This window comes from Mesorhizobium sp. WSM4308 (genome assembly GCF_002294905.1).
Taxonomy (GTDB): Bacteria; Pseudomonadota; Alphaproteobacteria; order Rhizobiales; family Rhizobiaceae; genus Mesorhizobium.
Genome location: NZ_NSFW01000016.1, coordinates 144,736 through 171,541, shown reverse-complemented (window position 1 = coordinate 171,541; position 26,806 = coordinate 144,736). Strand labels below are relative to the sequence as shown.

The window sequence follows — 26,806 nt, the reverse complement described above, 5'->3', positions numbered from 1 at the left end:
AGTACCGAAATGAGGGCTGCGGCAGGCGGCGCGCTGGAACACAGCCATGTCAGAACGCCTTTGGACAGCTGAAGCCGGACAGGGCCGGCAGCAGGAATGGATTGGCCCCCGGTCCGGCCTGCATCGTGTAAGCGACGTCTCGTCCGCCGATCACGAAGCGGGCTTCGGTGTTGGCGCCATTGGCGGTGATGGTCGCCTTGTCCAACAGACGCTTGAAGGCCCACGGTCCTTCGAATTTGAGAGCGGAGTCGCGGCCCGGCATTTCCGGCATCAGGCTAAGGCTGGCGGAACCAGAGGCCGTGCTGGTTGGCCAGGTCACGGTGCTTGGCGCGCTCCCGGCCTGACTGCTCTGGACGGTCTGTCCGTCAATGTCGAGAACCGCGTTATCAGCGTCGCTGTTCAGCGAAAAAGGCGTGATGGTGATCGAAACCGACGGCACCGAGCCACCGGATGGGAAGAAGGCGCTGCGGATTTCGGCGGCCGACTGAAATGATTTCAAGGTCGACTTCGCCAGGTCGCGGCTGGAGCGGACATCCTGTCTCCAGGTCCATTCCTGGCCGGTCATGTCGATCAGCGGCGCAAGGTTCTGCGCGAAGAAGCGGTCCATCAGCCCGCCCGGCGCGAAAAGCTTGGCGAAATCCGCTATCGGGATCTCTCCGGTGCCGTCACTGGCAAAGGGATAGCGACCGTTGACCGCCTCCTCGCAGGCTCGTGTGACCGTCTGGTCGAGGTTCTGGTTGAGGTTGGCCACCGAGGCTTGCGCGACATTGCCTTCGAACTCGTCCGCTGCCGCGTTGACCATGCGCGCAAGCGGCTTCGGAAGACGCGAGGCATTGGCGCGCAGCGTGGAGATCTGCAACTGCAGGTTGGCATTGACGCGTTCGGTCTGTGAAGGGACATCGGCCGAAAGCTTGAGGCTTTGAAAGATGTCGCGGAAATTCCGTGTCAAGGCATCGAGCGGCCGCCGTCCACTGGCGCCGCTGACCAGGGCCTGGAACGGTCGAAACTGTGCCTCGACGCTCGCGCCGGCATTCTGTGCGACGGTCGAGCCCAATCCGGCTCGGCTCTGCGACTTGCCGCCGGCGATCTGCAGGCCGATGCGTGCCAGACCTTTGGCCACGCCGGCGGGGTCTTCCTGCGCCGCGCTGCTCTCGCCCTCGGCCGTGGTGTCCGGCTTCGTCAATGCGGTCTCATCGGCGATCGCGGTGAACAGCTGATCGAGAGGCGAGTCCGGCGCGGCGAGGGCGGAAAGCGCGAGATATTGCGGCTTGTCCTTGAGCAACGCCTTGAACTTGAGCTGGTCGAGCACGCGGTTCCATGCGGAGGAGAATTCCTTGCCGTAGCGGTCGATCAGTTCGGGACCGAGCTTGGGCAGGTCCTGGTCGACGCCACCCTGTTCGCCGCCTCCGCCGAGCACCCACTGGTCGTTGACGAGCATTTGCGCGATGCGCGAGAGCTGCGGCAGGAAGAAGCGGTTGAAGCCGGCACGCGTGTAAAGCCCGGGAACGTTGAGATCGGTGAGATCGCGGCCATCCATGCGTTCGAACAGCAGCTGGGCCTCGGGGCCGGCTTTCGCCGCGACGGAGAGGTCCTCCAGCCTTGCGGCATAGACCGCCGACCTGATCAGCGCCGAAGCGCGGTCGGCAAGGCTCATGCGCCCAAGCGAGCGTTGCGCGGCCTCGATCAGTGGCTGGTTGAGTTCAAAGACGGGATCGTAGGCGTCGTCGAGCGCCAGCATCGCGCGCAGATGCTTTTCGAGCTGCGCCCGGCCCTCGCGGTTGTTCTCGCCGGGATAGCGGTTCTCTTCCCAATCCTGCCTCATCCAGGAGACGATCAATTCGTCATCGACCTTTGGAGCCTTGCCGCCCAGCATCAGGTAGATCTTCAGCGGTTCGTAAAGCGCGATCGGATCGGCCATCCTGGCCTGGATGGTGCGCTCGGCCTGCACCAGCAGCCGGGAGCGGAATGTCCGCTCGAGCGCTTGTCGGTAGGCGGTCCTGGAGGCCGACAGCAGCCTCTCGCGCTGGCTGAGCCCGAACGTCTCCTCGATCGGCTTTGCCTGGTCGCCGTTCTCGAAGCCGGCCGGCAGGTTGCGCAGTTGGTCGAGCGGGCCGATGACGTTTTCGAGGTCGACGTCGGTCACCGTCGTGCTCTTGAGCAGCGGATCGGCGCTGTCGCGATACTGTGCCATCGCCTGCCTGGTGGAGGCGATCAGCGACTTGTTGGCGAAGAAGCTGAGGCCAAGCACGCCGAGAGCCGCCAAGGCCGCCAGCGCAATGGCGGCGAGGCCGCCAAGTCTCGCGAGCCTGGCGCGCCGTTCGGCTGCTCGGTCGAAGGATACCCAGCCCGATTCCGGGAAGATCACATTGGTCAGCAGATCGTGCAGGAAGAAGCTCTTGCCGGTGCCGGAAAAATGCGCTTGCGAGGTGCTGCCGAAGCTGCGGCCGATCGTGCCCAGCACCTGGTCGAACGGCGTTCCTTCCTGAGTACCAGAGGAGAAATAGAGACCCCGCAGGCTGACATTGACATGCGATCGGGAGGCATCGAACAAGCTGCCGATAAACTGCGCTATCCGGTTCCCGAGGGCACCGAACTGTGCCGGGAAGCCGAAGATGGCGATGCGCGCCACCGGGTCGGCCTCGTCCTGCAAGCGATCGACGACTTCTTCCGCCAGGCGCTTCGCCAGCCCGTCGAGTTCGGCCGGCGCCTCGCCGGCCATATTCCTTGTGCGATCGGCGGTCTGGAACGTCGCGCCCCACACCTTACGCCTGCGCGCTTCGTCGAATTGGCCGAAATAATCCATGAAGCCGGAGACGAGATCGGCCTTGGTGAAAAGCAGATAGACGGGAAACTGGATCTTCAGCGTCTCGTGCAATTCGCGCAGGCGGTTTCTTATCTCGGTCACATGCGCCTCGATATGCTGGTCGTTGAGGCCGATGAGATCGGCGAGGCTGATGGCCAGGATCACGCCGTTGATCGGTTGCCTTACGCGGTTTTTCTTGAGCAATCCGAGGAAAGCAAGCCAGCTTGCCTTGTCCCGCTCGCGGTCCGATTCATGCGTCGTGTAGCGGCCGGCCGTGTCGATCAGCACCGCCTCATCGGTAAACCACCAGTCGCATGACCGGGTGCCGCCGACACCGGCCACCGGCTGGGCATTGCCGGAGCCCGCAAGCGGAAATTTCAGCCCGGAATTGACCAGAGCCGTCGTCTTGCCGGCACCTGGCGGGCCGATGATGAGGTACCAGGGAATATCATAGAGGAAGTTGCGCTTGCCGCTTGTCCGCTTCAGCGTCGCGATGGCCTCGCTCATGCGCGCTTCGAGCAGCTGTGCATCGTCGTTGCGCTCGTCGCTGCGCACGATGGCCGCTTCGAGCGCCTTTTGCGCCTTGCGCCTTTGCCAGAAGCCGATGCCGTAGAACAACGCCAGCACGGCCACCGTCACGCCGACGATGACCGCCCTGAGCCACACGGATCCGAGCGGGCGGGTATCGGCGAAGCGGATCAGCGGTCCGGCATACCAGACGGCGGCCGAGAAGCCGGCCAAGGCCAGCACGCTGAATATCCGCAGCAGCCAGCGCATCAGTTGCCGTTCTCCGCCGATCCGGTCTGCAAGGTCGCCTGTTTCGGGATCATCACGTCGACGCGGCGGTTCTTGGCGCGGCCGTCCGCCGTCGCGTTGTCGGCGATGGGTTCGTCTTCGCCCTTGCCGTCCACGCTCAGACGCGATGGATCCTTCAATTGCCTGGCGATCATCGCCTGCACGGCCTTCGCGCGGGCGACCGAGAGATCGAAGTTCGATTTGAACGCGCTCGACTTCTTCGGCTTCACATTGTCGGTGTGGCCGACGATCTCGATCGGTCCGGCTTCGGCGTCTAGGGCCGTGGCGATATCGGCCGCGATCGGCTGGAACTGTGCCTTCAACTCAGCCTGGCCGGATGCGAACAGAAGCTGGTTGCTGATCTCGACAACAATGAAGTCGCCCTTCGTGCCGACGTTCAGTCCGCCGGCGGCGATCTCCTGGGCGAGTGCCGCGCGGATGCGGTCGATCTGCGTGGTGTCCGGGGGAGCGGGTGGCGGCGGTTTGGCTTGCACCGGTTCGGCGGGTGCCGCCACGCTGGCGCGTTCAATGGCGACCGGGGTCGAAGGATTGAGCGCCAGCAGCGCGCCGGCGGTTGCATCGCCTTCATCGGTGATCAGGATCCGCAGCCCGAAAAAGGCCGCCGTCACCAGGGTCGCCGCAGCGGCTGCGATCGCCCACAGAGGCAGCCGCCCCCCTGGCCTGGCCATCGCCGCCGCCATGCCTTGCCACCGGGGCGAAATGTCCTCGGCGGCGCGCGGCCTGAAATAGCGCAGCGTGTCGTAGACGTCGCGCCGGACGCGCTCGAGTGCGTTGCGTTCGCCGGACAATCCCCGATACTGGCCCTCGAACCCCAGCGACAGGCAGGCATGCATCAATTCGAGCAGGTCGTAATGCGCTTCAGGCTTGGCGAGGATATTGTTCAGCGCTTCATAGAAGCCGGTTCCTGTCGGTCGTATGTGGAAGAACTGCACCACCAGACTGTGCTGAAGCCAGGTTTCCTTGTTTGCCCAGGGCAGGTTGCCGACCAGATCGTCGGCGGTTTCGCAAAGCGCAAATTTCGCGATCCGTGCGTCTTCTTTCCCAATACCGGCTTTGGCGATGGTGTGGTCGAAGGTCTCGATGGCGTCTGCGATATGCGCCGCCAAGGCCGCGGCTTGCCGTTCGACCGGTATCAGGCGCAGCTGACCGAACAGCATGAGCAAGGGGGCCGCGGCGGCAAGGATAGGATTTGGCGCGGCATACTTCACGCCAGCGGTGGCGTCGAGCAAGGCGTCCTGCCGCAACGCCGGTGCCGCCGCGGGCTCAGCCCCGTGGCCGGCTTCCTGAAAGACCACGGCTCCGGACGACCAGCCGGGGGGCATTTGGCGGCCGAGGCCGGGGTCGAACACTGTCGATTCCCTGGCGGGTGATGGCGCGCCGGAACCATCGGGAGCCACGCGCGGCTTTTGCCTTGGTCGTGGCGCGCGGATGACGGTTTTGTCCGGCGGCTCGGGAGGATCGTCCTTCGAGCTCATCGGCGCGCCACCGTCGAGGTGCGCGTACCAGGCTGGGTATCAACAGCGAGCCGGATGGAAAGACTGATCTTGCCGAAACATGACATTCCTGCACACGCCCCAAGCCACGCCGCTTTGCCAGCCAGGCAAGCACCCATGCGCTATCCTAGTCGCACCGCAAGCCGATTGAAATCGGAAAGCAGGATGATCAAGGAAGCGGCTTCTTCCAGGGGGGCCCTCACACAGCCCGTAAGAGCGTTGCCGACGACATTTGCCGAGCGCGGCTATTTCTGCTTGCCAGCCTTGGCGTAGGCTTCGGCGAAATAGGCGAGGAAGACATCCAGCATGCCGTTTTCGTGCTTGTCCTCCATCGTCCGCCACGTTGCGACGAGCGCGTCCCAGGCCTGGCTTTTCCTGGACGAAAAGGACGCAGGCGGGATTCTTTTGGCGATCGCCTCCGGCGACAGGTCGTCGAGCAGCCTCGAGAGCGCGGCCTGCATGGCGGCGTAGGTTGCGATTTCGTGGGTCTTCAGGTCGCGGAACGCATCCTCGATGCTGTGCCTGGCATCGAGATAGCCGGCCCGGCGCTTGGCAAACATGATCTCGAGTATGTCGTCGGTGCCCGGCACGAATTTCAGCGGGTTGTTGTCCTCGGCGCCGATCATGGTGCGGTGCGCGCTTTTGGCGAGCACCTTGGCGGCCGCCCGCGCCTTGAGCAGCAAGGACAGTTGCTCGACCGTGGTTCTCAGCACCGCACCGATCTCGGCAGCGACGTCATGCGGGTCGCGCGACTGCAACAGCTCCGGCGACAAGCCGGCCGCCTTGGCGATATCGCGCAGTATCCCGTCCGCTTCCGCCGACTGCTTGGCCGGAACAGCGGGGGTGGACTGCAGCGCCGAAGACGTCGGCACCGGCGCCGCCTCGGTCAGGCGCTGCCCCGCTGGATTGTGGAATGGCGCGCTGCCAGGTTCCAGCGGCCTTCCCGTCGTGGGCGGCAACTCGCGTTGCGTTGAACCGGTCCTGGCTTGCGGATGCCCGGTGGCGACGCGCTCTTCGTCGACCGAAACGGCGACGACATAACGGCCGATCAGCAGCCGGTCGCCTTGGGTCAGCCGATGCGGCGCATTTAGGCGCTGGCTGGAGCCGTTGACGAAAGTGCCGTTGCGCGAGACGTCATGAAGCCAGAACGAGCCCGCCTGATAGTGGACTTCGCAATGCCGGCCCGAGATGAACTTGTCGGGGTCGGTAAGTGTCCAGTCGCAATTTTCGCGCCCGATTTCGAAGCTGCGGTCGCGGGCGGCATAGCTGGTCGCTATGCCTGGCGGCAGTCTGTCAACATTGCTGATCTGGAGCGAAATGAACATTCGACGCCACTGGCAAACCTGAAATCCCAGGCATTCTAGCATCTTGCCAGCGCAGTGGGAGAGGTGCGCCTCACATGAATGCACGCCACGGTTTAGACATTGCTTCTGTTTGGCCTCCATCAAACATATGCTAGGCTTGCTTCGGTCCGATGCGGTGAATTCGAAAACCTCCCGAGCGTGATGCAGTTTACGGAGCGGGGGCTTCAATCCATCACACTGGCGGCCGCGTCGAGGAGGGGCACGCCCCATGCCGAACGAACGTGCCACGGTAGTACACACGCCGGTTGGCGCCGATGTGCTGACCTTCACCCATCTCGTCGGTCGTGACGAGATCAGCCGAAGTTTTGCCTATACCGTCGGGTTCGTCAGCAAGAGCCGCGACGTCGATCCGCTGAAGATGCTGGGCGGCGTCGTTTCGGTCGAAGGTGAATCCGATCCAAAGCGTTGGTTCAGCGGCCTGGTGTCGGATTTCAAGCTTACGCGCATAGAGGATCGGCTGGCCTATTACGAGGCCACCGTCAGGCCGTGGCTCTGGTTCCTCGGCAACACCACCGATTGCCGCATTTTCCAGAACATGACCGCTGTGGAGATCGTCGAAAAGATCTTTTCGAAATACGGCATCGCAAAATTCGAGAAGCGGCTGCAGGGCTCCTACCCATCGCGTGAATACTGTGTCCAGTATGACGAGAGTGATCTCGATTTCGTGCAGCGGTTGTTCGAGCACGAAGGCATTTTCTATTTCTTCGAGCATGATGAGGACAAGCACACGCTCGTGCTGTGCGATGCGATGAGCAAGCTGAAGCCGGCTCCAGGCTACGAGAAGGTGCTTTATAATTTCGAGGGCTATGGCTCGCGACGCGACGTCGAATACATCACCGAATGGATCCCGGGCAGTGCGGTGCGGCCAGGCGCCTATGCCCATACGGACTATGACTTCGAGAAGCCCGGCGCCGATCTGATGGCGAAGTCCGCCCAGCCCTTCAGCCACAAGGAGGCTTCGGGCGAAAACTACCGCCAGCCCGGAGCGCATCTCGATGTCGGGCGCGGCGACACGATCGCCGGAATCCGCCGCGAGGAACTTCAGGCAGTGCATCATCGCAACACCGCCGTCGCTACGGTGCGTGGCCTATTTTCCGGCTGCAAGTTCACGCTCGAAAGCTTTCCGCGCGACGACCAGAACAAGGAATATCTGGTTGTGAGCGCCGAATACCGCCTGTTCGATCCGGGCTACCGGACCCAGAACGAAGCCCACATCGAGAATTTCAAGGTGGTGCTGGGCGTAGCGCCGACGAAATTGCCCTATCGGCCGCCGCGCATCACGCCCAGACCGATCATGCGCGGCCCGCAGACGGCAACGGTGGTCGGCCCTTCGGGCGAGGAGATATTCACCGACAAATACGCGCGGGTGAAGGTGCAATTCCACTGGGACCGCCTCGGCAAGAAGGACCAGAACTCGTCCTGTTTCGTGCGCGTGTCTCAGACCTGGGCCGGCAGCGGCTGGGGCTTCATCCAGATCCCGCGCATCGGCCAGGAGGTCATCGTCGATTTCATCGAGGGCGATCCGGACCTGCCGATCATCACCGGCCGCGTCTACAATGCCTCCGAGATGCCGCCTTACGCGCTGCCGGGCAACGCCACGCAATCGGGCTGGAAGTCCAATTCCTCGAAAGGCGGCGGCGGTTACAACGAGCTGATGTTCGAGGACAAGGCCGGTTCCGAACTGGTCAATTTCCAGGCGCAGAAGGACCATCATCTGCTGATCAAGCACGACCGCAACAAGACGGTACAGCACGACCAGTCCGACCGCATCGACCATGACGCCAAGCACTCCGTCGGCCATAACCTCGATGAAGACGTCGGCAACAACAAGACGGTCAAGATCGGCGTCGACCAGACGACGAACATCGGGTCGAACGACACCGAGACGGTGGGCGCCAACCGTTCGCTGACGGTCAAGGCCAACGAGACCATCCATGTTGTGTCGAACTCGACGGAGAACATCGACGCCAATCATTCCCAGACGGTGGGGATCGTCCAGACCATCACGGTGGGCGCAGCACGCATCGACACGGTCGGCGCCGCCGAGACCCGAACTGTGGGTGGCGTTCAGACCAACACGATCGGCGCCGCCCGCACTGTCACGGTCGGCATTAGCCAGAGCCATACAATCGCAGTATCAGACAGTTGGGAGATTGGTGCAGGCCAAAGCGTTCAGATCGGGGCGGATCAAGGAATAAAGATTGGTGGCGGTCAGTCGACGGAAATCGGAAAAAAACGATCCACGAAGATTGGCGAAGACGATGCAACTCAGATTAACGGTGCACATGAGCAGAAGATTGGAAAGGGCAGCCTTGTACAGGTTGGAGAAGACAGCGGTATTATAGTAGGAAAAAATCTGACGATCGAGGCCAAAGAATCGATTACGATTAAATGTGGGGCAGCTTCGATTATTCTAAAAAAAGATGGAACAATTGGAATAAAAGGAAAGAATATTTCGATTGACGCATCTGGAAAGATAAGCGCGGAGGCGTCAAGCGATATTACAATGAAAGGCAGTAAAATACTGCAAAATTGAGGTGATAAGATGTCTGACATTTTGAAGCGTATTGACGGTGTAGTAATTGGTATATTTTTAGGATTCGACGCCAGCGCACCATTGGTGGTTTTTGTGGGGAATCCTAAAGATCACGGCATCCGGGCTCGCAGTCTTATTGAGCTTACTTCGGATATGATCGGCGCTGAGGTCGCACTGTTGTTCGAAAGCGGCGAAGCCACACGCCCTTTAATTGTTGGGCGTATTGTCGATCCAACCAAGGGAACGCGACCCACTCATGTGATTGCCGACGGCAAATATACCCGCATCAGCGGTGAAGATCGCGTTGAACTTAGATGCGGAAAAGCGACGATAATCCTGGAGAAGGATGGGCACATCACCATCCGCGGAACTTATGTCACGAGCCATGCTAGTGCCACGAACCGAATTCGTGGTGGATCGGTGAACCTTAATTGATCCCGGCGCCCGTCATTCCCGAGATAGTGCGCCAACACGCGGAAATGGCGGCCTTTCTGTGGATTGTATATGACGATGCACTTCTACATCCGGAGGAGAATCCCGAGATGGACGAAGTGCGCATTGCCCGACTAATCGAACGGTTGGAAGCGCATCTCGACGGGCTGCGAGTGGCGCGGGCGGATGGCTTGCGCATCGCCAAGGAGCGCTATTCGGAATTCCCAGAAGCGGGGGAACTGTTTGTGCTTCGAATGTTGGAGCCATCGGCGACAAGGACGCGAGTGTCTGATCTCGACCTAGCAAAGGTGCGAGCTTTCCTTGCCGCCCATGTCGAAAAACAAGAGCCTTGAATTATTCGAAGATAGGATAAAGCCGCGCCCACCGGCTGCCATCGAAAAACATGACGCCGCTCTCGAACATTGCCGCGATTGCGCCAACTGTTGGGGAGATGCTCACGTAGGCTGACTCGATGGACGGCAGCGGAGGGTCGAAAGGCACGATTTCCCCGCCCTGCAGGAGGTTGAGGCCACTGCCCAGCAAGAGCAACACATCGTTGTCGCGTGCCTTGACGTCGAAGAAATATCGTCGGCCAGGGAGGGCAACAACTTCATCAAAGGCGAGGAAATCCGTCGTGCGCCAAACCACACCCGTACTTGAGAAAACGTACCAGGTTCGACCAGGAGCGGGCAGGATCTCGATGACGGCACCGGAATAGTCGAAATCGAGCGTACGCCAGCGTCCGTCATAGATGCGCAGCGTCGTGCGATCCGGCCGAACATCTGCCAGCAGGAGGTCGGCAAGCAGATCAGCGTCGCCGGCATTGTTCGCTGCTTCCATCTCCGGGGTTGTTTCATCTCGAGAAATATCGGTCCCACCAAAGCAAAACTCGTTCTTCCCGAGAACGACTGCATAAAAGCATGGGTCGTATCCCGGCTCACTTGCCTCGGAGGGTACATTCAGGTTTTGCCAATTCTCCGTTGGGGTACGCCGATAGACCTGCCCGCCGAAACCAAATGCAAACAGATAATCACCTGCCTGGACAAGGGTCGTCATCCGGCCAAGGTCCAGCGCGCCTGCTCGATTATAGCCAGCGCCGGGGATAGGATCTGGAGTTGCCGCAGCCGGAGTTAGAAAGAAAACGGTTCCCTCGGCAGTCATTGCCGCCGCCTCGGCGCTACCGGCCCAAACGCCCGACAGGGGAATGAGCGATACGATTTCCTCGAGATCGGTCAGTCCCGTCAGCGGGATACGGTTTCCGTCACGGCGGCCCCCCACGACTACGAGCTCATCATCCTCGGCGTCTTCGTGGTCGCATAGAAGGTAAAACGTGCCCGACGTGGTAAGAACTCCGCCGCGCAGAGAAGCGGGGCCTTTAGGAATTTCTATGGCCATGGCTTATTCAACACTCCTCTCGCCGTCGGACTGAGATTGTTCAGGCTCTTTTCTGCTCGCACAAGCCTGTCCTTATGCGGTTCGGTCTGTTCCATCACCGCCTTCGTGGCAGCTTTGAAGCATTCCGCAGTGATAACGTCGGGGACGAGCTTCTTCAGCGCTTTCAAGCAGTCAATTCTCACGTCGCTCATCTTGGCGACTCCGCTTGGGTTGGCTCTAGTGCTCGCCTGTTTGCCCAAAGCGGTCAACTTGCTGTCCATGGCTTTGTGAACTGCGGTCTCCGTGCTTTTGGACGATCCAACGTGGTTATCAGGAGGAAGACAGATGCACATGCCTTCACCGTGTGAGGGCGCGCCAGGCATTCGTGAGTCGCGTGGATTCTTCAGCCCCCGGACCTTTCTGCGACCGGTTCGGAAAGTGCGATCGGGCACAATGTGGTGGAACTGGTATTTATTACCATCGGCGTCTGTGTTTTTGGCACAGTCTTTCGCCGCATCCGAGGAATACTCACCAACTATGCACTTCGTCCCGTCGGGATTTGGCGGCGCCGCCGCGACCATCTCCGGCCAAGGAGGAGTTTGGCCACCGGGCGACGCGTGGTTGTGCGTTGCGAGATCGGTGAAGCGTATGACCGGCTCGCCCTCGAACTTGACGTTGTTGGACCAAGAGTTGAAATACTTCTTGCCTGTATTCTTCGATGTGACGATTCCCTTTTTCGGCGCACATCCGGCTTCTGTTCCGCTGGTCCGCGAAATATCAGATTTATTCTTGATGTTCACCGTCTTGCCGCCGATGAGGACTTTGCCAGTGCCATTTTCGGTGTCGGATGCTATTCCGAAGGATGGATAGGGGATCGGCACCCCTGGCGGCGTCGCCGGCGTCTGAGGTGGCGTGAAGCACACATCGGGAAACGCAGCAATGGTTTGTGCTTGGACGGCCTTGCCAGAGATCTCTAGCCCATTCGCAAAGACGTTTGACATCAGGCAGCCCTCGCGGAGACGATGGCAGCCCCACAGGCTCCGTCATCTCCCGATGCCTCGATCAACACGGGGTTGCCAGCCGCATAGCCCTTGCGCGCCGCAAAGTACGCCATTCCGATCATGAGCGGGACCACGGCCGCACCGACGTTGCCAAGAGACTCGGCGGGGCTCCAGAGATCTTGAAAGCCTGTGGCGTCGCGCTCCAGGCGCAAGCTCGCAAGGGTAGTTTGCTTGAACCAGTATTGCTCGCCGATGAGGTCAGCAATCCGGTAGCCGACGCGGTTTAGTCCAATGCCGGTTTCATCCAAGGCCAAGCGGTAGGCTGAGGCCATGCCGTCCCCGCGCAATGGCAGATCACGCGGGTTGTTGATTGGCGCAGGATCACGTGCGAGTCCGAGACCGAAGAGGGAAAGGCTACCGTTCGAGCTGCGAGCGCAAAGCACTGCTGCGGCCGCCTCGCCAGGAATAAATCCGTTGGCATTGTCGGCAGTCAGCAGGCGATTTTGTCGTAGGTGATGGCCTACTGCCAATGTCGAGAGGTAGCTGTCCACCCCTACGATCATGACATTCGAAACAGCGCCTGACGCGATCAGCTTACGCGCGTGATCCAAAGCGACGTGTCCAGACGGCCGGCCGTGCGTAATAATGCGTGACGCGATATGCGGCTCGAACTCCAGAATTTTTGCAATTGCGCGCATAAATCGCGAGCTGTCGCGCACCGGCGAGCCAATGCGACCCTCCTCAGCAAGGCACAACAGCAGTGCCGTCTGATCCCTCGCCGCTTCACCACTTGCGAAAGCTTCGCTGATCGCGCCGGCCGCCAGGTGCTCTAGGCGCTTCTCGCCAACCCAATTCCGCGGCAGCGGCACTGGAGCGCCGATCAACCAGTCTCCGCCAGGGCCGACGAATCTCGTCTCGCGAAATCCGTCCAATCTCGCCCGCATTGCGGCACAGCTCGACGGTGCGTCAAGTCCAACAGCGGTGACCATTCCAACTGAGACGATGTCGAGACTGGCGCTCATGCCGCGTCGGCCTCATCTCTTGGCGGCGCATTGAAGCCGCGAACATATACTTTGCCCGTTGTCCTGGCGCGCTCCATTCCGCGCGTAGGTGGCCCGACCCAGCATTCGTTGAAATCGAGGATCGTGCGCTGGATCCGTTGCGATACCCGCCAGACCAGTGAAAACCGCCGCTTCTCCGGATCGAACAACAACGTATCTGGCAGAAGCTCGCCCTCGAACGCTTTTTCGCGACCTTTGAACAGCGTCAGCGGCAACGCTGTCGTTGGCATGCGGAAGCTTTCCTTGCCTGCCGGCGTCAAATTTATCAACTGCACGTCCTCGCCGCCGCGCGGATGGTCGATCTGCTGGTCAGGCGGCGCCATCTGGAAATAGCGTTCATCGAAATCCGGCGGCAGGAACGGAAAAATATTGTCGATCCAGTTCTGGTCGTAGGTGCCGCCATATTCGATGCGTCCCGGCCAGCCGCGGCCCATCGGCCCGAAGCTCATCGGCCTGTAGTCGCCAAAGGGTGAGCGCACTTCCTCGCCGACCGCCTGCGTGTTCGGCAGCCGCAGGCCTGGGACTAGACGCTGGTTCTTGGTCCGCGACCAGCCGGTTCCGACCGGGTTGTATTTATAGCTGGCGGGAAGCTTGTCCTCTGGATCCAGCCTGTCGACGCCACCCCAGGCAACATCATAGGAGATAGGCAGTTTCAGGAAGGGTTGCGGCGACGTGGCGGTAAAGAGCGGGCCGATGGCGCGCCATTCGCGGTGGCCGACGACCTCGAACAACTTTGACCAGTTGCCAACCTTGATGCCGACCGGTACGCGCTCGGCCGGACGCCCGCCCGGCGCGTAGGCACAGCCATTGGCGATCACGTCGCAGCGCGGCTTGCGGAAGGCGAAATCCGTCTCCCACAACGTCGCCGAATAGCCGGGCACGCCGGTTTGCGTGTCGGCCATGACCAGCGGAACCTGTTCGGCCGATTTCTGCACCAGCCCGCCAGGCTTCGTCGGAAAATCGAAAGTACCCTTGACCACGACCACGATCCATTCATGGCCGGCCTTGTCCATGCCCATGGTGAACTGATGCGGATAGCCCATCTGGTTCCAGATCTGCATCAGCTCGCCTCCATGTGGCTGGCGGCGATCTGCTCCAGCACCGGCCGCGGCGCCAGCTGGTCGACATCGAAAATATCCGTATGCGCCGACCACATGACGAGATCGTCGATGACATCGCCCTCGCCATCGACGACCGGAACGGGCAGGGCGGCCAGCGCCGCGTCGAGTTCGTCCGGCGTCATCTCGCCCCGTTGCGCGGCGAAGGCAGCTTTTTCGATATTTTCGAACCAGGCATCGGCATAGGCAAGCTTCAGCGGTGCTTCATCAAGACGCGCGACGATGCTCAGCGGAAATTGCCTGCCGACCCTGTCGGCGCTTTGCAGTACAATGCCGGCCGCGGCGCCGAAGGAACCAGGCCCGCTAAGGAAACGCAGCGCAATGTGCTGCGGCCAGGTTTCCAGCCCGAACAGCGGCACGATATGCTGCGCCAGCCAGCGGTCCCATCCACGCACGAAATCCGCCGGCAGCCGCCGGGTCACGAAATCGCCGGTGGCGGGCATCTTGCCATAGAAGCCGGGCATGATCAGATCTGCGGCGGACATGTGAACTTCTTGAACATTTCGAGCGTGTAGGGGTTCTCGACGCTGGCGGCTTTGAGTTCGAAATCGGCCCACATCCCCTTCGTCCCGAGCCGCAGGCTGTAGACGTCGGTGAGCTTGGTCGCGGCGAAGCGGCCGCCGCGCAGCATTCTGAGCCACGCCCAGCTGCCGGTCTCGTTGAGCATCACTTCGGGCGAGCCGTCGACCGGCTGGAAAGCGAGGGAGATCACCCCGGTGCCATCCTTGCCGGGCCACGTCATCGGTTGCGGCCTGGTGGCGTTGTTGTAGTAGACGAGGTTCTGGCCATCGAGGTTGAGCGTGACACGCGCCACGTTGGGGGAGAGGTCCTTGGGCTCCAGCGTGAAGTTCATCACCGGGCCGGTGCCGCCCGGAAACAGATCGTCGCGGATATGCCTCGCCTGCTCGAACGCTGCCAGCGCCGCCGGGTCGAGGCCAAAATCGGCACGCCATTTCCACGGCTCGCTGGCGGTGTCGACATAGTTGATCAGATGGTCGGTGGTGAAGGCATCGATCAGGCCGGTCGGCCCGAACAGACGTTGAAAATCGCGCACATTGACATCGACCGCGCTGTCCGGGCTGAACGGATAGCGGTTGTTGAGCGCCGCCTGGCAGAACGGCAGTATGTCGGCCCGCCAGATGGCGTTGAGCTCGTTGGTTACGGCCTTCTGCGACAGGCCGCTGGTGTCGCCGGCAATGCCGCCCAGCCACTCGTTGATCGGCGAAGGCAGGATCTGCGCCTGCCTTGCGACCGCGCCTGTGAGTTCGGCGAGGCCGCCCTGCTTCTTGATCGCATCCTGCGGGTTGGGATTGGCGGTCACCGTCTGCAACACATTCGACAGCGCCGTCAGCGCCACGACGGCGGCGTCGAGCGCTGGCGGCTGGCCGTCGACCTGGGCGATGGTGCCTTTGAGCGGCTTGAAATGCTCGGCAACCAAGCTGCCGGTCATGTCCACCTGGTTGGCGGAGCCGGCGCGCGGCAGGAGCTTGGCGCCCGAGGTCACCACCTTGCCCAGCTTGCCGAGTTTGCTGAGCAGCTTGGAGCCGGTCTTGGCGGCAGCGCCACTTTTGTCGTCGGCCGGCGCGTCGTCGGAGCGGGTGAGGTCGGTCTCCTGCACCACTGCCGTCAACAGGCGCTTCAGCGCGGAGTCGGCGCTGGAAAGATCCTTAAGGTTCTCACTGGCGATGTTGAGATCGGTAAGCGGCGCAAGCCGCATGTCACGCAGGAAAGAGTCCCACTGGGCGATATAGTCGTCGTAGTAGAGCTTCAGGATGTCCTGCGAGAGCGCCGAGACCGACGTCTCCGAATTCTCCGAGCAGCCGCCGGCAAACACCGCGCGATCGAGGGCCGCCTGTCCCGCCACATCCTCGACCCGGTCGAGGATCGCGTCGTGGAAACCCGCATAGGTGTAAGGCCCGGGAACACCGACGCGCAACGTCTTGTCGGAGCGGCGCGCGAACACTTTGGCGCCGTTCGGCCCGGCGAAATTGGCCGGCACCCATTCCTTGACGGCGGCTACTTCCGGATCGGCCAGGAGCTGCTTGTAGGCGCGCTGCGGCAGCGAGATCGTGCATACAGTCTTCAGCGCCTCCGCGACCAGAGCCTTGTCCGGGGCGATGTAGCTGTCGTCGACGGCCATGCGGCGGATGGCGGCAATTTGGTGCTCTTCGGCGTCGGCCGTGGGGAAAGGCGGAGCCGGTGCGAATTGCGGCAGGCTGTTCACCCACCAGTTCTGGACGAAATCGGTGTCCATCTGCGACAGGCCGGTCATCATCCGGTAGGTCTTCAGCGCGCCGAGCATGAAATCCGGATCGCGGATTTGCCGCCACATCGTGGCCTCGAGCAGGGCGACCATATGCGGCTCGAGCACGTTGCGCAGCGCATGGTCGTAGGTATCGGTCTGCGCGCGCACCAGCTCCGGCGAAGCGGTCGGGCCGAGCAGGTTATGGACGGCGTCTGGTGGCGGCGTTCGGGCGGTCGCCACCGCGTCCATCGCCGCCAGCGCGCCATCCATGGTCGGCTGCTCGACCGCGGCCGGCGTGGCGGCGACCTGGGTGAGCGGCCCTTGCAGGGCTTCGAACTGGCCGGCCTGTTCGGTGATCGCATTGCGGTTGTCGAGGTAGGACCAGGTGAACACTCCGCCGGCCAGCAGGGCCGCGAGCGCACAGGCGGCGGCGGCCCCGCGCCAGATCCAGGCGCGGCGGCGCTGCGCCAGCGGATCGAATGTTCCAAGGCCGGCCTCCTTGAAGATCACTTCGGTGAGAAGGTTCCTGAGGAAGAAGCTGCGCTTCTCGACGCGCGCCGCCGGCATGGCGCGGCGCGGCGGCAACCCGAAGGACGATGACAACGCCGCGGTCAGGCGGTCGATGGGGGCTCCTTCCTGTGTCGCCGATGTCAGATAAAGGCCGCGCAGCCACGCGGCTTCCTCGTAGCGGCTTTCTCCGAACATCGCCTCGATCAGCACCTGGATCGGCCCGGAGAGGCTCGCCAACTGCGCCGGAAAGCGAAAGATCTCGGCGCGCGAGCCAAGCTTGTCTTCGTCTTCAAGGCGCGGCACCAGCCTTCGCTCCAGCTCGCTGCCAAGCCTGGCCAGCTCCGTCTGGATCATGCCGGCGTTGACGCGGGCATCCAGCGCAAAGGTGGTTCCCCACACCTGCTCGCGCGCGCTCGTCGACAAGCCGCCGAAGAAGGCTTCGAACCCTTTGATCAGGTCGGCCTTCGTCAGCATCAGGTAGACGGGCAGACGAATCTCCAGCCGATCGTTGAGCTCGGCCAGTCGGCGGCGGATCTTGCGGCCGTGCGCCTTGATCGCCTCGTCGCCTTCCGAGAGCACATCGATCGACAGCGCGACGATGACGCCGTTGAGTGCGCGGCGACCGCGGTGCTTCTTCAGAAGGTCCAGGAAGCCCAGCCATTCCGCGGCGTCGACGTCCGGCTGGCTCTCCTGCTGGACGTAGCGGCCCGCAGTGTCGATCAGCACCGCGTTCTCGGAGAAAAACCAGTCGCAGTTGCGCGTGCCGCCGACACCCTGCAGATCATCGGTCAGATCGATTGGAAAATTGAGGCCCGACTGGCGCAATGCCGTGGTCTTGCCGGTGGCCGGAGGCCCGACGATCACATACCATGGCATCTCGCGCAGGAACTTCCGTCCGCCGAGCTTGCGACGCTTGAGCTCGGCCATCACCTCGCCGAACTTCGCGCCGACGGCTGCAACGCTCTCCTCGCCGGGGGTAAGCTGCTTTTCAGTCACGGGTGCCGCGATCTCGGCGACGAACATGCGGTTGGCGCGGATCGCGCGCCGTTGCGCGATGATCAGCCAGACCAGCCACAGGATGATCAGGCCCGCGATGATGGCGATGCGCACATTGTCGGATTCGAATGGCGTGTACGGGCCGACCTGGACGATCGGGCCGAACACCCAGATTAAAAGCGAAAGCAGCGCAATGCCGATCAGCGTCCAGAGAAAGCGCGAGGTGATGACCGCCCAGAAGAAGCGCAGGATGAACATCTCAGAGCCTCTTCTCGACCAGGACCTCGACGCGCCGGTTAAGCGCGCGGCCCTCGCGCGTCGAGTTGTCGGCCACCGGATCGGAGTCGGCGCGGCCTTCGGAATGGATGCGCTCCTGTGGCACGCCAGCCTGCACCAGGAGGTCCGCTATGGTTTGGGCACGTGCCTCCGAGAGCCGCTGGTTGCTGGCGAGCGGATTGGACCGTTGCAGGCGCACATTGTCGGTATGGCCGACGATCGTGATGTTTCCGATGAGCTCCTGATTGGCGAGGATCACCTTGGCGATCGACTGGATCAGCGGCTCATAGCCTTGCGACAGTGTCGGCCGCGAAGACTGGAAGAGTTCGGGGTTGGACGACTGGATGATCAGCTTGGCCAGCGAGACGCTTTCGGTGCCGCTGAGCGCGCCCTTGAGGCTCGTCGGCGCTTCCACCTTGAACGCGGGCAGCAGCGCGAAATCGACCGGCTGTGGCGGTTCAGGTGCGGGCGCATCCTGCTTGGGCGCGGCGCGGGCAACGTCCGCGCGTGAGGCCGGCGGCAGCGTGCGCACGAGGGCGGAGAGTTCGACCGCCTGGCTGCTCAAGCCCGTCGACAGACCGATATAAACGACGGCGGCGACGACGACCGCGGCAAGTGCCATCACCCAGATCGGAACGATGAAGCGCTGCGGCTCGTCGGAAGCGATCACGCCTTTCCAGTTCGGCGACAGCGGCGCGTCCTCGGCGTCGGCATTGCGCAGGAACCGCGCGGCTGCCACACGCACGGCATTGAGCGAACGGTCGCCGGCGCGGCCGGGCACCCGGTACTTGCCGCGGAAGCCGAGCGCCAGGCAGTAATACTGAAGCTCAAGCATCTCGCGGTCGCGGTTGGGATGGCGCTCCAACTCGTCAAGGCGGGTGAAAAACTGGGTGCCGGCATCGACATCGCCACGCAGCATGACCACCAGCGGCTGGCGCGGCCAGGCGCTGGCGCCGCCCCACGGCGTGTTCAGCGCCAGGTCGTCGAGCAACGCCGCCACCGCCCAGGCCGCCTGGTCGGCGCGCTCCAGCGAGGAGCCTGCTGCCATCGCGGCGTCGCGCGCCTGAACCAACTCGTCGAGCAGGCGCGTGCGCATCGCTTCCGGGCTCTCCGGCGCCAGCGCGCTTTCGAGCTCCGGCGCGAATTCGAGCAACGGCGCGAAGATATTGATGAGCGTGTTGGGATGGGCGCGCGCCCTTTTGACCGGCGCGCCCGGTGCCAGCGGCGCCATCGGCCGCGGCGCGGCGCCCGCCAGCCTGATGCGTGTGCGTTCGCGATCCTCCGACAGTCCGAAAGGATCATCCCGGCTCATGGCCTCACCTGTTCACTGAGTAGCAGTCGACCTGCGGCTCGCTCGGCAGGACACCGGAAACGCCGATGACGAAGCCGGGGGCGTCGAGCAACGAGGCCCAATGCTCGCTCTTCTGGTCAAGCTCCAGGCACAGCCGGTCGCCATCATAGGGAATCTCGCGTGGCTGCGAATGAAGCGGCTTCAGCGGAATACCCGGCAGGCGCGACTTCCAAAGGCCTTCGAACTGATCGGCGGCGCCGACCGTCGCCTGGTTGACGAAGATCTTGCGCAGCGCGTCTTCCGACAGTTCCGATCCGACGCGGATGACAATGCGGCTGGCGACCAACAGCTTCGGATTGTCGATGCGCACTTTCCAGACATTGGTCGCGTGCCGCATGACCGGCAGCGCGCGTGATTTCGGCTCGATGTAGCGCAGGCTGAGGATGAGCGAGCGCAGGGCGTCGGCCAGCGCCATATAGGCGGGGCCGGGCGCCATGTGGTCGTAGGCCGGCAATTCGCCGAGCCGCCGCGAGCTCGAGCCGTAGGTTGCCATCTCGCCGGCCAGTCCGGCCAGTTCGAGATAGAGTTCGGCCGGGTGAAAGACATCCTGCGCCAGCATGTGGGCGAGCCGCGGGCGAGCGGCATTGGCGAGGTGCAGCATCAAAAGGTCTTCGACGCTACGGCCGGCGCCGCCCATCACCATCTTGCCATGCGCTTCGGCGATCTGGTCGAGGCCGGTGACCACTTCCTGCAGCAATTGCCGGTACCAGTGGACCGCGCCGGTGATCAACGTCGGCGGCAGGAACGTCTCATCGAGCGAGATGCCGCCGTCGGCGCGCACACCCTTTATGTCGGCGATCGGCAAGGCGGTATAACCGCCGACCGATTTGCCGGGTGCAAGCAGGGCGGCTTGCGGCCGGGCGACCTCGATCTCTTCCGGATCGGCGCCGCTCTGGACGGCGTCGCGCACCGAAACGATCTTGCCGCGGTAGCGCGCGCCCGTCGAAGCCGCATGCGCCGGATCGAATCCGACGCCACCGGGCGGCTCGAGCGGCAGTGCCACCAGCACCGGACCGGCGCCGGTGTCCGCAGTGACCGGCAGCGGCTTCGGCGCATCCATCAGTTCCGGGATGGAGAAAGGCGTGCCGTCCGGGAAAATACCCCGGGCGGACACGATCGAGACCTGGCCGGCGTCGAGCAGCGACTGGTCTAGGGTCAGTTGCTGGAAGCCGAAAGTATGGAGCTGACCGGCCTGCAGTGCGCCGCGCACCATGCCCTCGAAGAACCGATCCTGCTGCTGGAAGTGCTGGGTCCTGAGAAACAGGCCCTCCGACCACAGCACCCTGTTTGCATCGCTCATGCCATTACTTTCTGCGCACAACCATCCGTGGCCCCTGTCGCTAGGCGGAAATGCCGCCCTTGCCGAGGCTGACATTGACGGTGAATTTCGACCCTGGCGATACCGACTTGGTCGTGCGCCAGTTGCGTCCGCCCGGCTCGCGGATCAGCGCCACGAAGCCGAGTGCCGTGGCGTTCGGCTCGACCGTGATGGTCTTGGCCGCCGTCTTGCCTGGCGCGACCGAGATTGTGTCGGAGCCGATGAGGTCGGCGCCGAGCGCCGAGCTGGCATCGCCCTGCAGCGCGAAATAGTCGGCCGAGTTGAACTTGCCGGTGCTGGCAAGCCGCATCACCAGTACCGTCACCGGCCTGTCGCCGCCGCCCGGTCCTGGATTCATGCCGGCGCCTCCGGTCACGTTGACCGAGATAACCGATGGTTTCGGCGGGCCGCTCTGGCAAGCCGCAAGCAGCCCCGTCGCGCCGAGGGCAACGACGAATTCGCGTCTGTCGATCATGTCCTACTCCTCCTCTTCATATGCGTCCCTGAAGTCCGCGCCGATCTCGCCCAGGAAACTCGATTCCGCGCTCTGGGCGATGTCGCGATGGCGTTTCTGGTAGAGCTCCCACAGCTTGGCGTTACGTCCGCCGGAGAGCAGATTGCCGATGGCGGAATTGGACTTGAGCTCTTCCTCGATCGCGGCCGGATCGAAACGGTCGATCATGCGCCGAAGCGCGGCCTGAACGCCGCGCCAGGCGCGTATGTGATGCTGTGCAAGGTCCCTTACCGCATCGTCGATCGCCGCCTCGCCGGAGAGAAAGCCCGGACTGCGTTCCGAGATGATGGTGACGATGACATCCTCGGCCGTCGGCAGGAATTTAAGCGGGTTGACCTCGGAAGCGCCGACCACCGTCTGGGCGACGCGCGCGCTTCCCTTCTCCTCGGCGCGCTTGCGCAGGAGTTGCATCAAGCCATCCAGCATCAGCCGGTATTCACGTCCGAATTTTTCCATTTCGGCGATCGGGTCGCGGCCGGGAAAATCGGCCTCCTCGACGCCCATGCCGCGCAAGAATGCGGCACGAAGTGCCATATCGCCGGATGCGGGCTGCGCCGGGCGCGCCGGCTTGGGCGCTGGAACGGCGCGTCGCGGCGGCGGTGGCTCGGCTGCTTGCACCGGTACATCCCAGGGATGCCCGGCGCGCGGCTTTTCAGCCTGATGCTGCACACGTCCTGCCGGGTCTGCGCCGTTAGCCAGAGGCGGGGTCGCGGCCGGCCCAAAGCTGAAATCGTCATCGAAGCTTGCCGGCTTTGCCGCATGCCCGGACGCATCGTTGCGCGAAGGCATTTCGCCGAACCCGAACGGATCCGGCTGACCTGGAGCAGCGGCATCGCTGGATTGCGATGTCGCCACCGGGTCGAGGCTGAACGGGTCGTCGAAGGCAGGCGAACTGCGCTGGATCGATGGGCGGTCATAAGCCCCCGGAACGGGCTGCTCGAACGGGTTCGGCAAGTCCGCCGGGCGTGGCGGGCGCGGTTCTTCCTCGACCTTGGCCGAGAAGAAGTCGTCGCCGCCGATGCTGGCAGGCGTTCGCGCTCCCGGCGATGACCATGCAGGCGCGGGATGGCCGGTGACAGGGGCCGGGCCGACCGACGTCCGGTTCGCTTTGGATTGAACCTCCACGTGGAAGATATAGTCGCCCATGCGCAGCCGCATGCCGTCCTGCAGCCGCATCGACCTGCCAGGACCCAGGGGCCTGTCGGAGTCATCGACGAACAATCCGCTGCTCGACGTGTCGGTAACCAAATAGCCATCCCGATCGCCGCTGATCTTGCAATGCGCGCGCGAGACGAACATGTCCGGGTCGTCGATCTGCCAGCCGGCGTCGGCGCTGCGCCCGATCACCAATTCGCCCTCATCCAGCCGGGTCTGCCTGACCACTTGCGAGCGCGGGCCTTGTTCCAGCGTCAGCAGCAGGCTCATGCGGCCGCCTCCGCCATTTCCGGCCGCCAGCCGACGATGGTGTGCAATCTGAGATCGTCGGCGTCACCCTTTTCGGCGGGACGCGCCAGCCAGGCCGTCCGGCCAAGCTGGACGGTGCCGACCCGTGGCGACGGCACGGCGTCGCGTGCGAGCACGATGCGCAAATCGACGTCGAGCGTCTCGCCGATCATGTCGCGCACCGCCTTCCTGAACAGGCCAAGGCGCCGTTCGCCGGGCAGGAACGACCTGAAGTCGTCGAGGCTCAACGGACCGATGCGCAATTCGATCCTGCTTTGGCGGCTGAAGACCCGCGGCCCGATCGTCGCGCCACGTCCAAGCCCGGCATGGGCCTTGCCGAGACGCGTCTGCAGTGCCTCCGGTATGGTGATCCAAGCGGCGACGAATTCCTTGATCTGCACCTGCACCTTGAAGGCGGTGGCGAGAAACAGCGTCAGCCGCTCCGCGCCGTCGATCTGGTTGGCGAGCGATCCAGCCTGCCGCAGTCGAACAGTGTCGAGTTCGGGATCCTGCGTGCCGGGGAAGCCGATCCCGGACATTGCCTCCAGCATGGCGCGAACCCGCCCGCCGACTGACCGTTCGACCTGCACCGCCGGATGCGCGTCGGCCCAGGCGCGATAGTAAAGGGCCATCATGCGGTGCTGCAGGATGTTGACGAAATCGACGAAGGTCGTGTCGCTGGTCTGCTCGGCATCGGCCCCGGTGAACCAGCGCTGCGACAGCCGGTCGAGCACCCAGCGTGTCAGATGCAATGGCATCGGTCCTTCCGGTCCAAGCAGCCCGAGATTGGCGACGGTCACCCGGGCGTGGGCCTTGTCCCCGACGTCCTGGAGCTTGACGACGTCGCGAGCCGAGAAGCTCAGGCGCACATGCTGGCCAAGTCTCGCCGGCTCGCGGTCGGCCGTTCCGGATTGGCCGAACAATCCACCGCGCTGCTCCAGGCGCCGCAGCAACTCGAAAAAGTCGAAGCTCTCCAGCAACGGTTCGGTCGCTACCGTTGCCGGCTCCGCTAGATCAGGTAGCGATTGCCGGGCGTCATCGGCCATGGCACATCCTCCTGCTTCTGCAGCAACCGGGTACGGGTCCGCACAAATCCGTTTATCCCTGCATGGCGGGCGAACAGCCGCGAAAGCAGGGCCGAAAGCAGCAGCGAACTTTGCCCCGCCAGCACGGACTGGTCGACATGCAGTGTCACTTCGGTGCCGCGTCCGAAACACATTGGCCCGTCGATCTGGAGCCGCTCGATCACCGGGCGTGAATCGATGCGCACGATCGAATGCACGTTGCGGGCAAGGCTGGGATCGCCGCGATCGGCATAAAGGTCGAGCAAGGCATGCAGCGGATCGACGCCGCGGCCTTCCTGGGCAAGGCTGAGGAAGTTGAGAGAGAGCTGCGCCACCAGCCGCCAGGCGAGATTGTCGGCACGGGATTCGCCTGCCGCGCTGGCCGGGAGCGACGCCGGGATTGCCGGCTGCGGCGCCCGCAGCGCTCCGAGCAAGCGCACCGCTTCGACCGGATCGGCCGTCTCCAGCGTCAGCGTCGGCGTGTCGTCCAGGATCGGCAGGTCGCGGTTGGTGCACAGCGCCGTGATGTCGAGACGCTTCAGTGGCCGGTTTGGCGAGCTTCCTGCCGGCCGCGAGACGGCGATAAAGACATCGTCGCCCGTGTAGGAGGTGCGGGTCAGGCCCTCGCGCCGCTCGTCTTCGGTGGCCCGGCGCGGACGTCGCTCCGTCGAATAGACCCAGCCGCTGCCGCGGTTCTGGCCCAGGCTGAACAATTCGGGAATTGTAGCCTCGCCGCTCTCCGCGTCGGCGTCCTCGACCCGGGTCACCCGGAAGATCTCGAAATCCCGCGCCCGTGTGCGGTCGGCGTGCAGCACCTGACGCGTTTTGCGCGGATCGATCTCGATGACGTTGCATTCGCGTTCGAAGAGATTGATGACCGGTGTCACGAACAATTCGAAGTCGGCAACCGTCACATCGGCGAGCTCGGGCACCGGACGCCGGAACAGGAAGATGATCTCGATCCCCGCATCGCACTTGCGCACCACCGGCTGGAGGCCGGCGACCCGCACATAATGGAAGCGCTCCGGGATCATGAAATATTCGCGCAGCAGCCGGTATCCCTCGAAGGTCGGACGGGTGCGCGGCATCAGCGCTTCGTCGTCGCGGATGCCGATCATTTCGGGCTCGGGCAGCGCCGTCAGCGGATTGGTCTTGCCTTCCGCCCGCGCGCCGAGAGCCGAGCAAGCGCCGAAGATTGCATCGAAAAGCAAGGGTGCCCTGGCACGCCCGGCGAAATAGAGGTCGAGACGGTCAAGCGACAGTTCGCTGAGCTTGCCCTTTCCCGTCCGGGAGAGGGTGACGCGAAACGCCGCCTCGCCGCGCGCGTCGCCGATCGGCGCGATTCCGGCAGCCGCGAGCGCGCTGCGATCCTGGAAATAACCGACCGAGGTGATCGCGATCGGCCACAGCGTGACCTCCTGCGCGGTCGTGAAGGTCGAACGTGTCGAAAGCCCTGGATTGAGGCCGGAGACCAATCGTGTGCCGCGCGCGACGGCGTGGCCGGCAATCATCGACTGCACCTGCTGGCCGGGTTTCAGCACGGCCATCGCCGTCGCCGGCGCCGGCGTCACCAGATCCGGGTAAAGCACATCGAGCACGGCGCGCGAGAAGCGCGAGCGCTCCGCGTCGACCTTGAGGCGGGTGCGCGCGGCCAGGAAGGCCACGCCGTCGAGCAGCCGTTCCACATAAGGGTCGGGGCAGGGGACCGTGTCGAGGGAAAGATTACGGGCGACCGCCGGATGCATGTCGGCGAATTCCGCGGCCAACGCCCGGATATGGGTCAGTTCTTCTTCGTAGTACTCCACGAAGACCCGATCCATCTCAGGTCTCCCGGAATTCGGTTCGTGCCAGGCCGTTGTCGAGATTGATCGTGGTGCGCAGCCGCATGCGCTCCGGTGTCGGGGCCATGATCAGCACCGCGTCGATCTCGATCTTGAGGCCGACGGTCTTGTCTCCGAGCGTGACGTTGACGGTCGTGGCGCTCTCCTTCAGGCGCGGCTCGAAGGTGGCAAGCACCGCGCGGATTTCGCGCGCCAGCGCATCGCGGTCGAAATCCCGCGAAGAGCGGCCGGAAAAGGACGGCACGCCATAATTGACCACGCTGCGGCGCACCTCGGGAAAGTCGGCGAGCGACGGCAGTTCGTCCAGGGGCTGTTCGTGTTCGGCATCGGAGAGCATCGGTACGGATTCGAAGCGCTCGGTGTTGAACAGGGCCTCGATGTCGCGCCGCACGGCCTCTTTCAGCACGCGTGCCGAAACCACCACACCGCGGCTTTCGATCTCGGCGCGATGTTCGGCCTGGAAGACCAGCCGGTGCAGGCGCCGCCTCTGCTCTGGCGTCAGTTCGGCTTCGGTATCGATGCCGCGTGCGCTGCCGGCAAGAAGAGCCTCGACGCGCTCGGCGCCGAGTTCTTCATCCAGAAGACGGCGCAGCCCGTCGATCTCCGACGCCACACCAGGCAAGTCGTTGACGAGGCGGTCCCAGAGCGAAGGCTGGACCGCCTCGCGCTTTGCCCGCGAACTGCCGGCAAACTGCGGCTTCGCGCCAGGCCGCTTGGCCTCACTTGCCGACATAGACGTCCATTTCGATCTCGTCGTCCTTGTCGTAGACGAACTTGATCTTCTTGTAGGCGAAGCTGACTTCTTCCTCGATAAGATCGGCCTCGTCGGCGGCCTGCCGCATGTCGTACTCCATGACCGAGGCGTCGGTGAGCGTCACGACCAGATAGTCGCTGGTCTCGCCGTCAATGGTGCGGCGTGCCGAGAACACCACCTCGTCGAGCGCCTTGTTCTCGAACAGCGCCTTCTTCAGATATGGCGACGACTTGTCGTAGTGCTTGATGAATTTGATCATTCCCATCGACACACGGCCGCGTCGCGAAAGCGAATTCGGGTCGTAGGGCGCTATCATCTTGTAATCGACGCCATGCACTTCGATCTCGTCTTCATGGCCGTCGCGCTTGCTCGGGCCCTTGATGTCCGGAACTTTCAAAAAACCATCGATCTTCATTGAAGGAGCCTCGCTTCTCTCTGTGGTCGGCATTGTCTTTCTCCACCGCTTTTCAAACGAAACAAGATGACTTCGCTGCGA

The 26,806-nt window shown here is 63.2% G+C and carries 20 protein-coding genes; 3 read left to right on the top strand and 17 right to left on the bottom strand.

Annotation, left to right across the window (positions count from 1 at the left end; genetic code table 11):
* Positions 1 to 49: 49 nt before the first annotated feature.
* From tssM (CK227_RS27130) to tagH (CK227_RS27120), 3 genes are all read right to left on the bottom strand, one after another.
* The gene (tssM, locus tag CK227_RS27130; RefSeq protein WP_179296528.1) at positions 50 to 3,580 is read right to left on the bottom strand and encodes a type VI secretion system membrane subunit TssM; all 3,531 of its coding nucleotides are present in this window, start codon (positions 3,578 to 3,580) and stop codon (positions 50 to 52) included.
* On the bottom strand, positions 3,580 to 5,094 hold the full coding sequence (gene tssL / locus CK227_RS27125) for a type VI secretion system protein TssL, long form (protein ID WP_095775029.1): 1,515 nt from the start codon (positions 5,092 to 5,094) through the stop codon (positions 3,580 to 3,582). Before tssL (CK227_RS27125) ends, tssM (CK227_RS27130) begins: the two co-directional genes overlap by 1 nt.
* Before the next feature lie 263 nt (positions 5,095 to 5,357).
* Positions 5,358 to 6,437: a type VI secretion system-associated FHA domain protein TagH gene (gene tagH, locus CK227_RS27120; protein WP_095775028.1), complete on the bottom strand. Its 1,080-nt coding sequence runs from the start codon at positions 6,435 to 6,437 to the stop codon at positions 5,358 to 5,360.
* A 247-nt stretch (positions 6,438 to 6,684) separates the two neighbouring features.
* Here tagH (CK227_RS27120) and tssI point away from each other — a divergent pair, with 247 nt between their 5' ends.
* From tssI to CK227_RS27105, 3 genes are read left to right on the top strand one after another with little or no spacing between them, the layout of a single operon-like run.
* On the top strand, positions 6,685 to 9,012 hold the full coding sequence (tssI, locus tag CK227_RS27115; RefSeq protein ID WP_095775027.1) for a type VI secretion system tip protein VgrG: 2,328 nt from the start codon (positions 6,685 to 6,687) through the stop codon (positions 9,010 to 9,012).
* Positions 9,013 to 9,021: 9 nt separating this feature from the next.
* Positions 9,022 to 9,447, top strand: a complete 426-nt coding sequence (locus CK227_RS27110; protein WP_095775026.1) for a DUF6484 domain-containing protein — start codon at positions 9,022 to 9,024, stop codon at positions 9,445 to 9,447.
* Complete coding sequence (locus CK227_RS27105) at positions 9,444 to 9,797, top strand: hypothetical protein (protein ID WP_095775025.1); 354 nt, start codon at positions 9,444 to 9,446, stop codon at positions 9,795 to 9,797. Before CK227_RS27110 ends, CK227_RS27105 begins: the two co-directional genes overlap by 4 nt.
* Position 9,798: 1 nt before the next feature.
* On the opposite strand, the gene CK227_RS36375 is transcribed toward CK227_RS27105, so the two are convergent.
* Genes CK227_RS36375 through CK227_RS27035 form a run of 14 tightly spaced genes read right to left on the bottom strand, consistent with a single transcriptional unit; the run spans position 9,799 to position 26,725 of the window.
* A complete protein-coding gene (locus CK227_RS36375; RefSeq protein ID WP_143750536.1) occupies positions 9,799 to 10,839 on the bottom strand; it encodes a hypothetical protein in 1,041 nt (346 codons plus the stop codon).
* Positions 10,830 to 11,819, bottom strand: coding sequence for a DUF4150 domain-containing protein (locus tag CK227_RS37855; RefSeq protein WP_280951248.1), 990 nt, complete (start codon positions 11,817 to 11,819; stop codon positions 10,830 to 10,832). The genes CK227_RS36375 and CK227_RS37855 overlap by 10 nt, the downstream gene beginning before the upstream one ends.
* Positions 11,819 to 12,841 (bottom strand): beta-ketoacyl synthase N-terminal-like domain-containing protein, encoded by a 1,023-nt coding sequence (locus tag CK227_RS27090; RefSeq protein WP_095775023.1) that lies wholly within the window; start codon positions 12,839 to 12,841, stop codon positions 11,819 to 11,821. The genes CK227_RS37855 and CK227_RS27090 overlap by 1 nt, the downstream gene beginning before the upstream one ends.
* Positions 12,838 to 13,941: a DUF2169 domain-containing protein gene (locus CK227_RS27085; protein ID WP_095775022.1), complete on the bottom strand. Its 1,104-nt coding sequence runs from the start codon at positions 13,939 to 13,941 to the stop codon at positions 12,838 to 12,840. The genes CK227_RS27090 and CK227_RS27085 overlap by 4 nt, the downstream gene beginning before the upstream one ends.
* The gene (gene tagF, locus CK227_RS27080) at positions 13,941 to 14,483 is read right to left on the bottom strand and encodes a type VI secretion system-associated protein TagF (RefSeq protein WP_095775021.1); all 543 of its coding nucleotides are present in this window, start codon (positions 14,481 to 14,483) and stop codon (positions 13,941 to 13,943) included. Before tagF ends, CK227_RS27085 begins: the two co-directional genes overlap by 1 nt.
* Positions 14,465 to 18,007, bottom strand: coding sequence for a type VI secretion system membrane subunit TssM (gene tssM, locus CK227_RS27075; RefSeq protein ID WP_095775020.1), 3,543 nt, complete (start codon positions 18,005 to 18,007; stop codon positions 14,465 to 14,467). The genes tagF and tssM (CK227_RS27075) overlap by 19 nt, the downstream gene beginning before the upstream one ends.
* 1 nt (position 18,008) lies before the next feature.
* A complete protein-coding gene (gene tssL, locus CK227_RS27070; protein ID WP_095775019.1) occupies positions 18,009 to 19,337 on the bottom strand; it encodes a type VI secretion system protein TssL, long form in 1,329 nt (442 codons plus the stop codon).
* 4 nt (positions 19,338 to 19,341) lie between these two features.
* Complete coding sequence (tssK, locus tag CK227_RS27065) at positions 19,342 to 20,676, bottom strand: type VI secretion system baseplate subunit TssK (RefSeq protein WP_095775018.1); 1,335 nt, start codon at positions 20,674 to 20,676, stop codon at positions 19,342 to 19,344.
* A gap of 40 nt (positions 20,677 to 20,716) precedes the next feature.
* Positions 20,717 to 21,169, bottom strand: coding sequence for a type VI secretion system lipoprotein TssJ (tssJ, locus tag CK227_RS27060; RefSeq protein ID WP_019859795.1), 453 nt, complete (start codon positions 21,167 to 21,169; stop codon positions 20,717 to 20,719).
* 3 nt (positions 21,170 to 21,172) lie between these two features.
* Complete coding sequence (gene tagH / locus CK227_RS27055; protein ID WP_095775017.1) at positions 21,173 to 22,633, bottom strand: type VI secretion system-associated FHA domain protein TagH; 1,461 nt, start codon at positions 22,631 to 22,633, stop codon at positions 21,173 to 21,175.
* The gene (tssG, locus tag CK227_RS27050) at positions 22,630 to 23,697 is read right to left on the bottom strand and encodes a type VI secretion system baseplate subunit TssG (protein WP_095775016.1); all 1,068 of its coding nucleotides are present in this window, start codon (positions 23,695 to 23,697) and stop codon (positions 22,630 to 22,632) included. Before tssG ends, tagH (CK227_RS27055) begins: the two co-directional genes overlap by 4 nt.
* Positions 23,661 to 25,535 (bottom strand): type VI secretion system baseplate subunit TssF, encoded by a 1,875-nt coding sequence (gene tssF / locus CK227_RS27045; RefSeq protein WP_095775015.1) that lies wholly within the window; start codon positions 25,533 to 25,535, stop codon positions 23,661 to 23,663. The genes tssG and tssF overlap by 37 nt, the downstream gene beginning before the upstream one ends.
* Before the next feature lies 1 nt (position 25,536).
* The gene (tssE, locus tag CK227_RS27040; RefSeq protein WP_095775014.1) at positions 25,537 to 26,289 is read right to left on the bottom strand and encodes a type VI secretion system baseplate subunit TssE; all 753 of its coding nucleotides are present in this window, start codon (positions 26,287 to 26,289) and stop codon (positions 25,537 to 25,539) included.
* A complete protein-coding gene (locus CK227_RS27035) occupies positions 26,276 to 26,725 on the bottom strand; it encodes an Hcp family type VI secretion system effector (protein ID WP_027047140.1) in 450 nt (149 codons plus the stop codon). Before CK227_RS27035 ends, tssE begins: the two co-directional genes overlap by 14 nt.
* Positions 26,726 to 26,806: the final 81 nt, after the last annotated feature.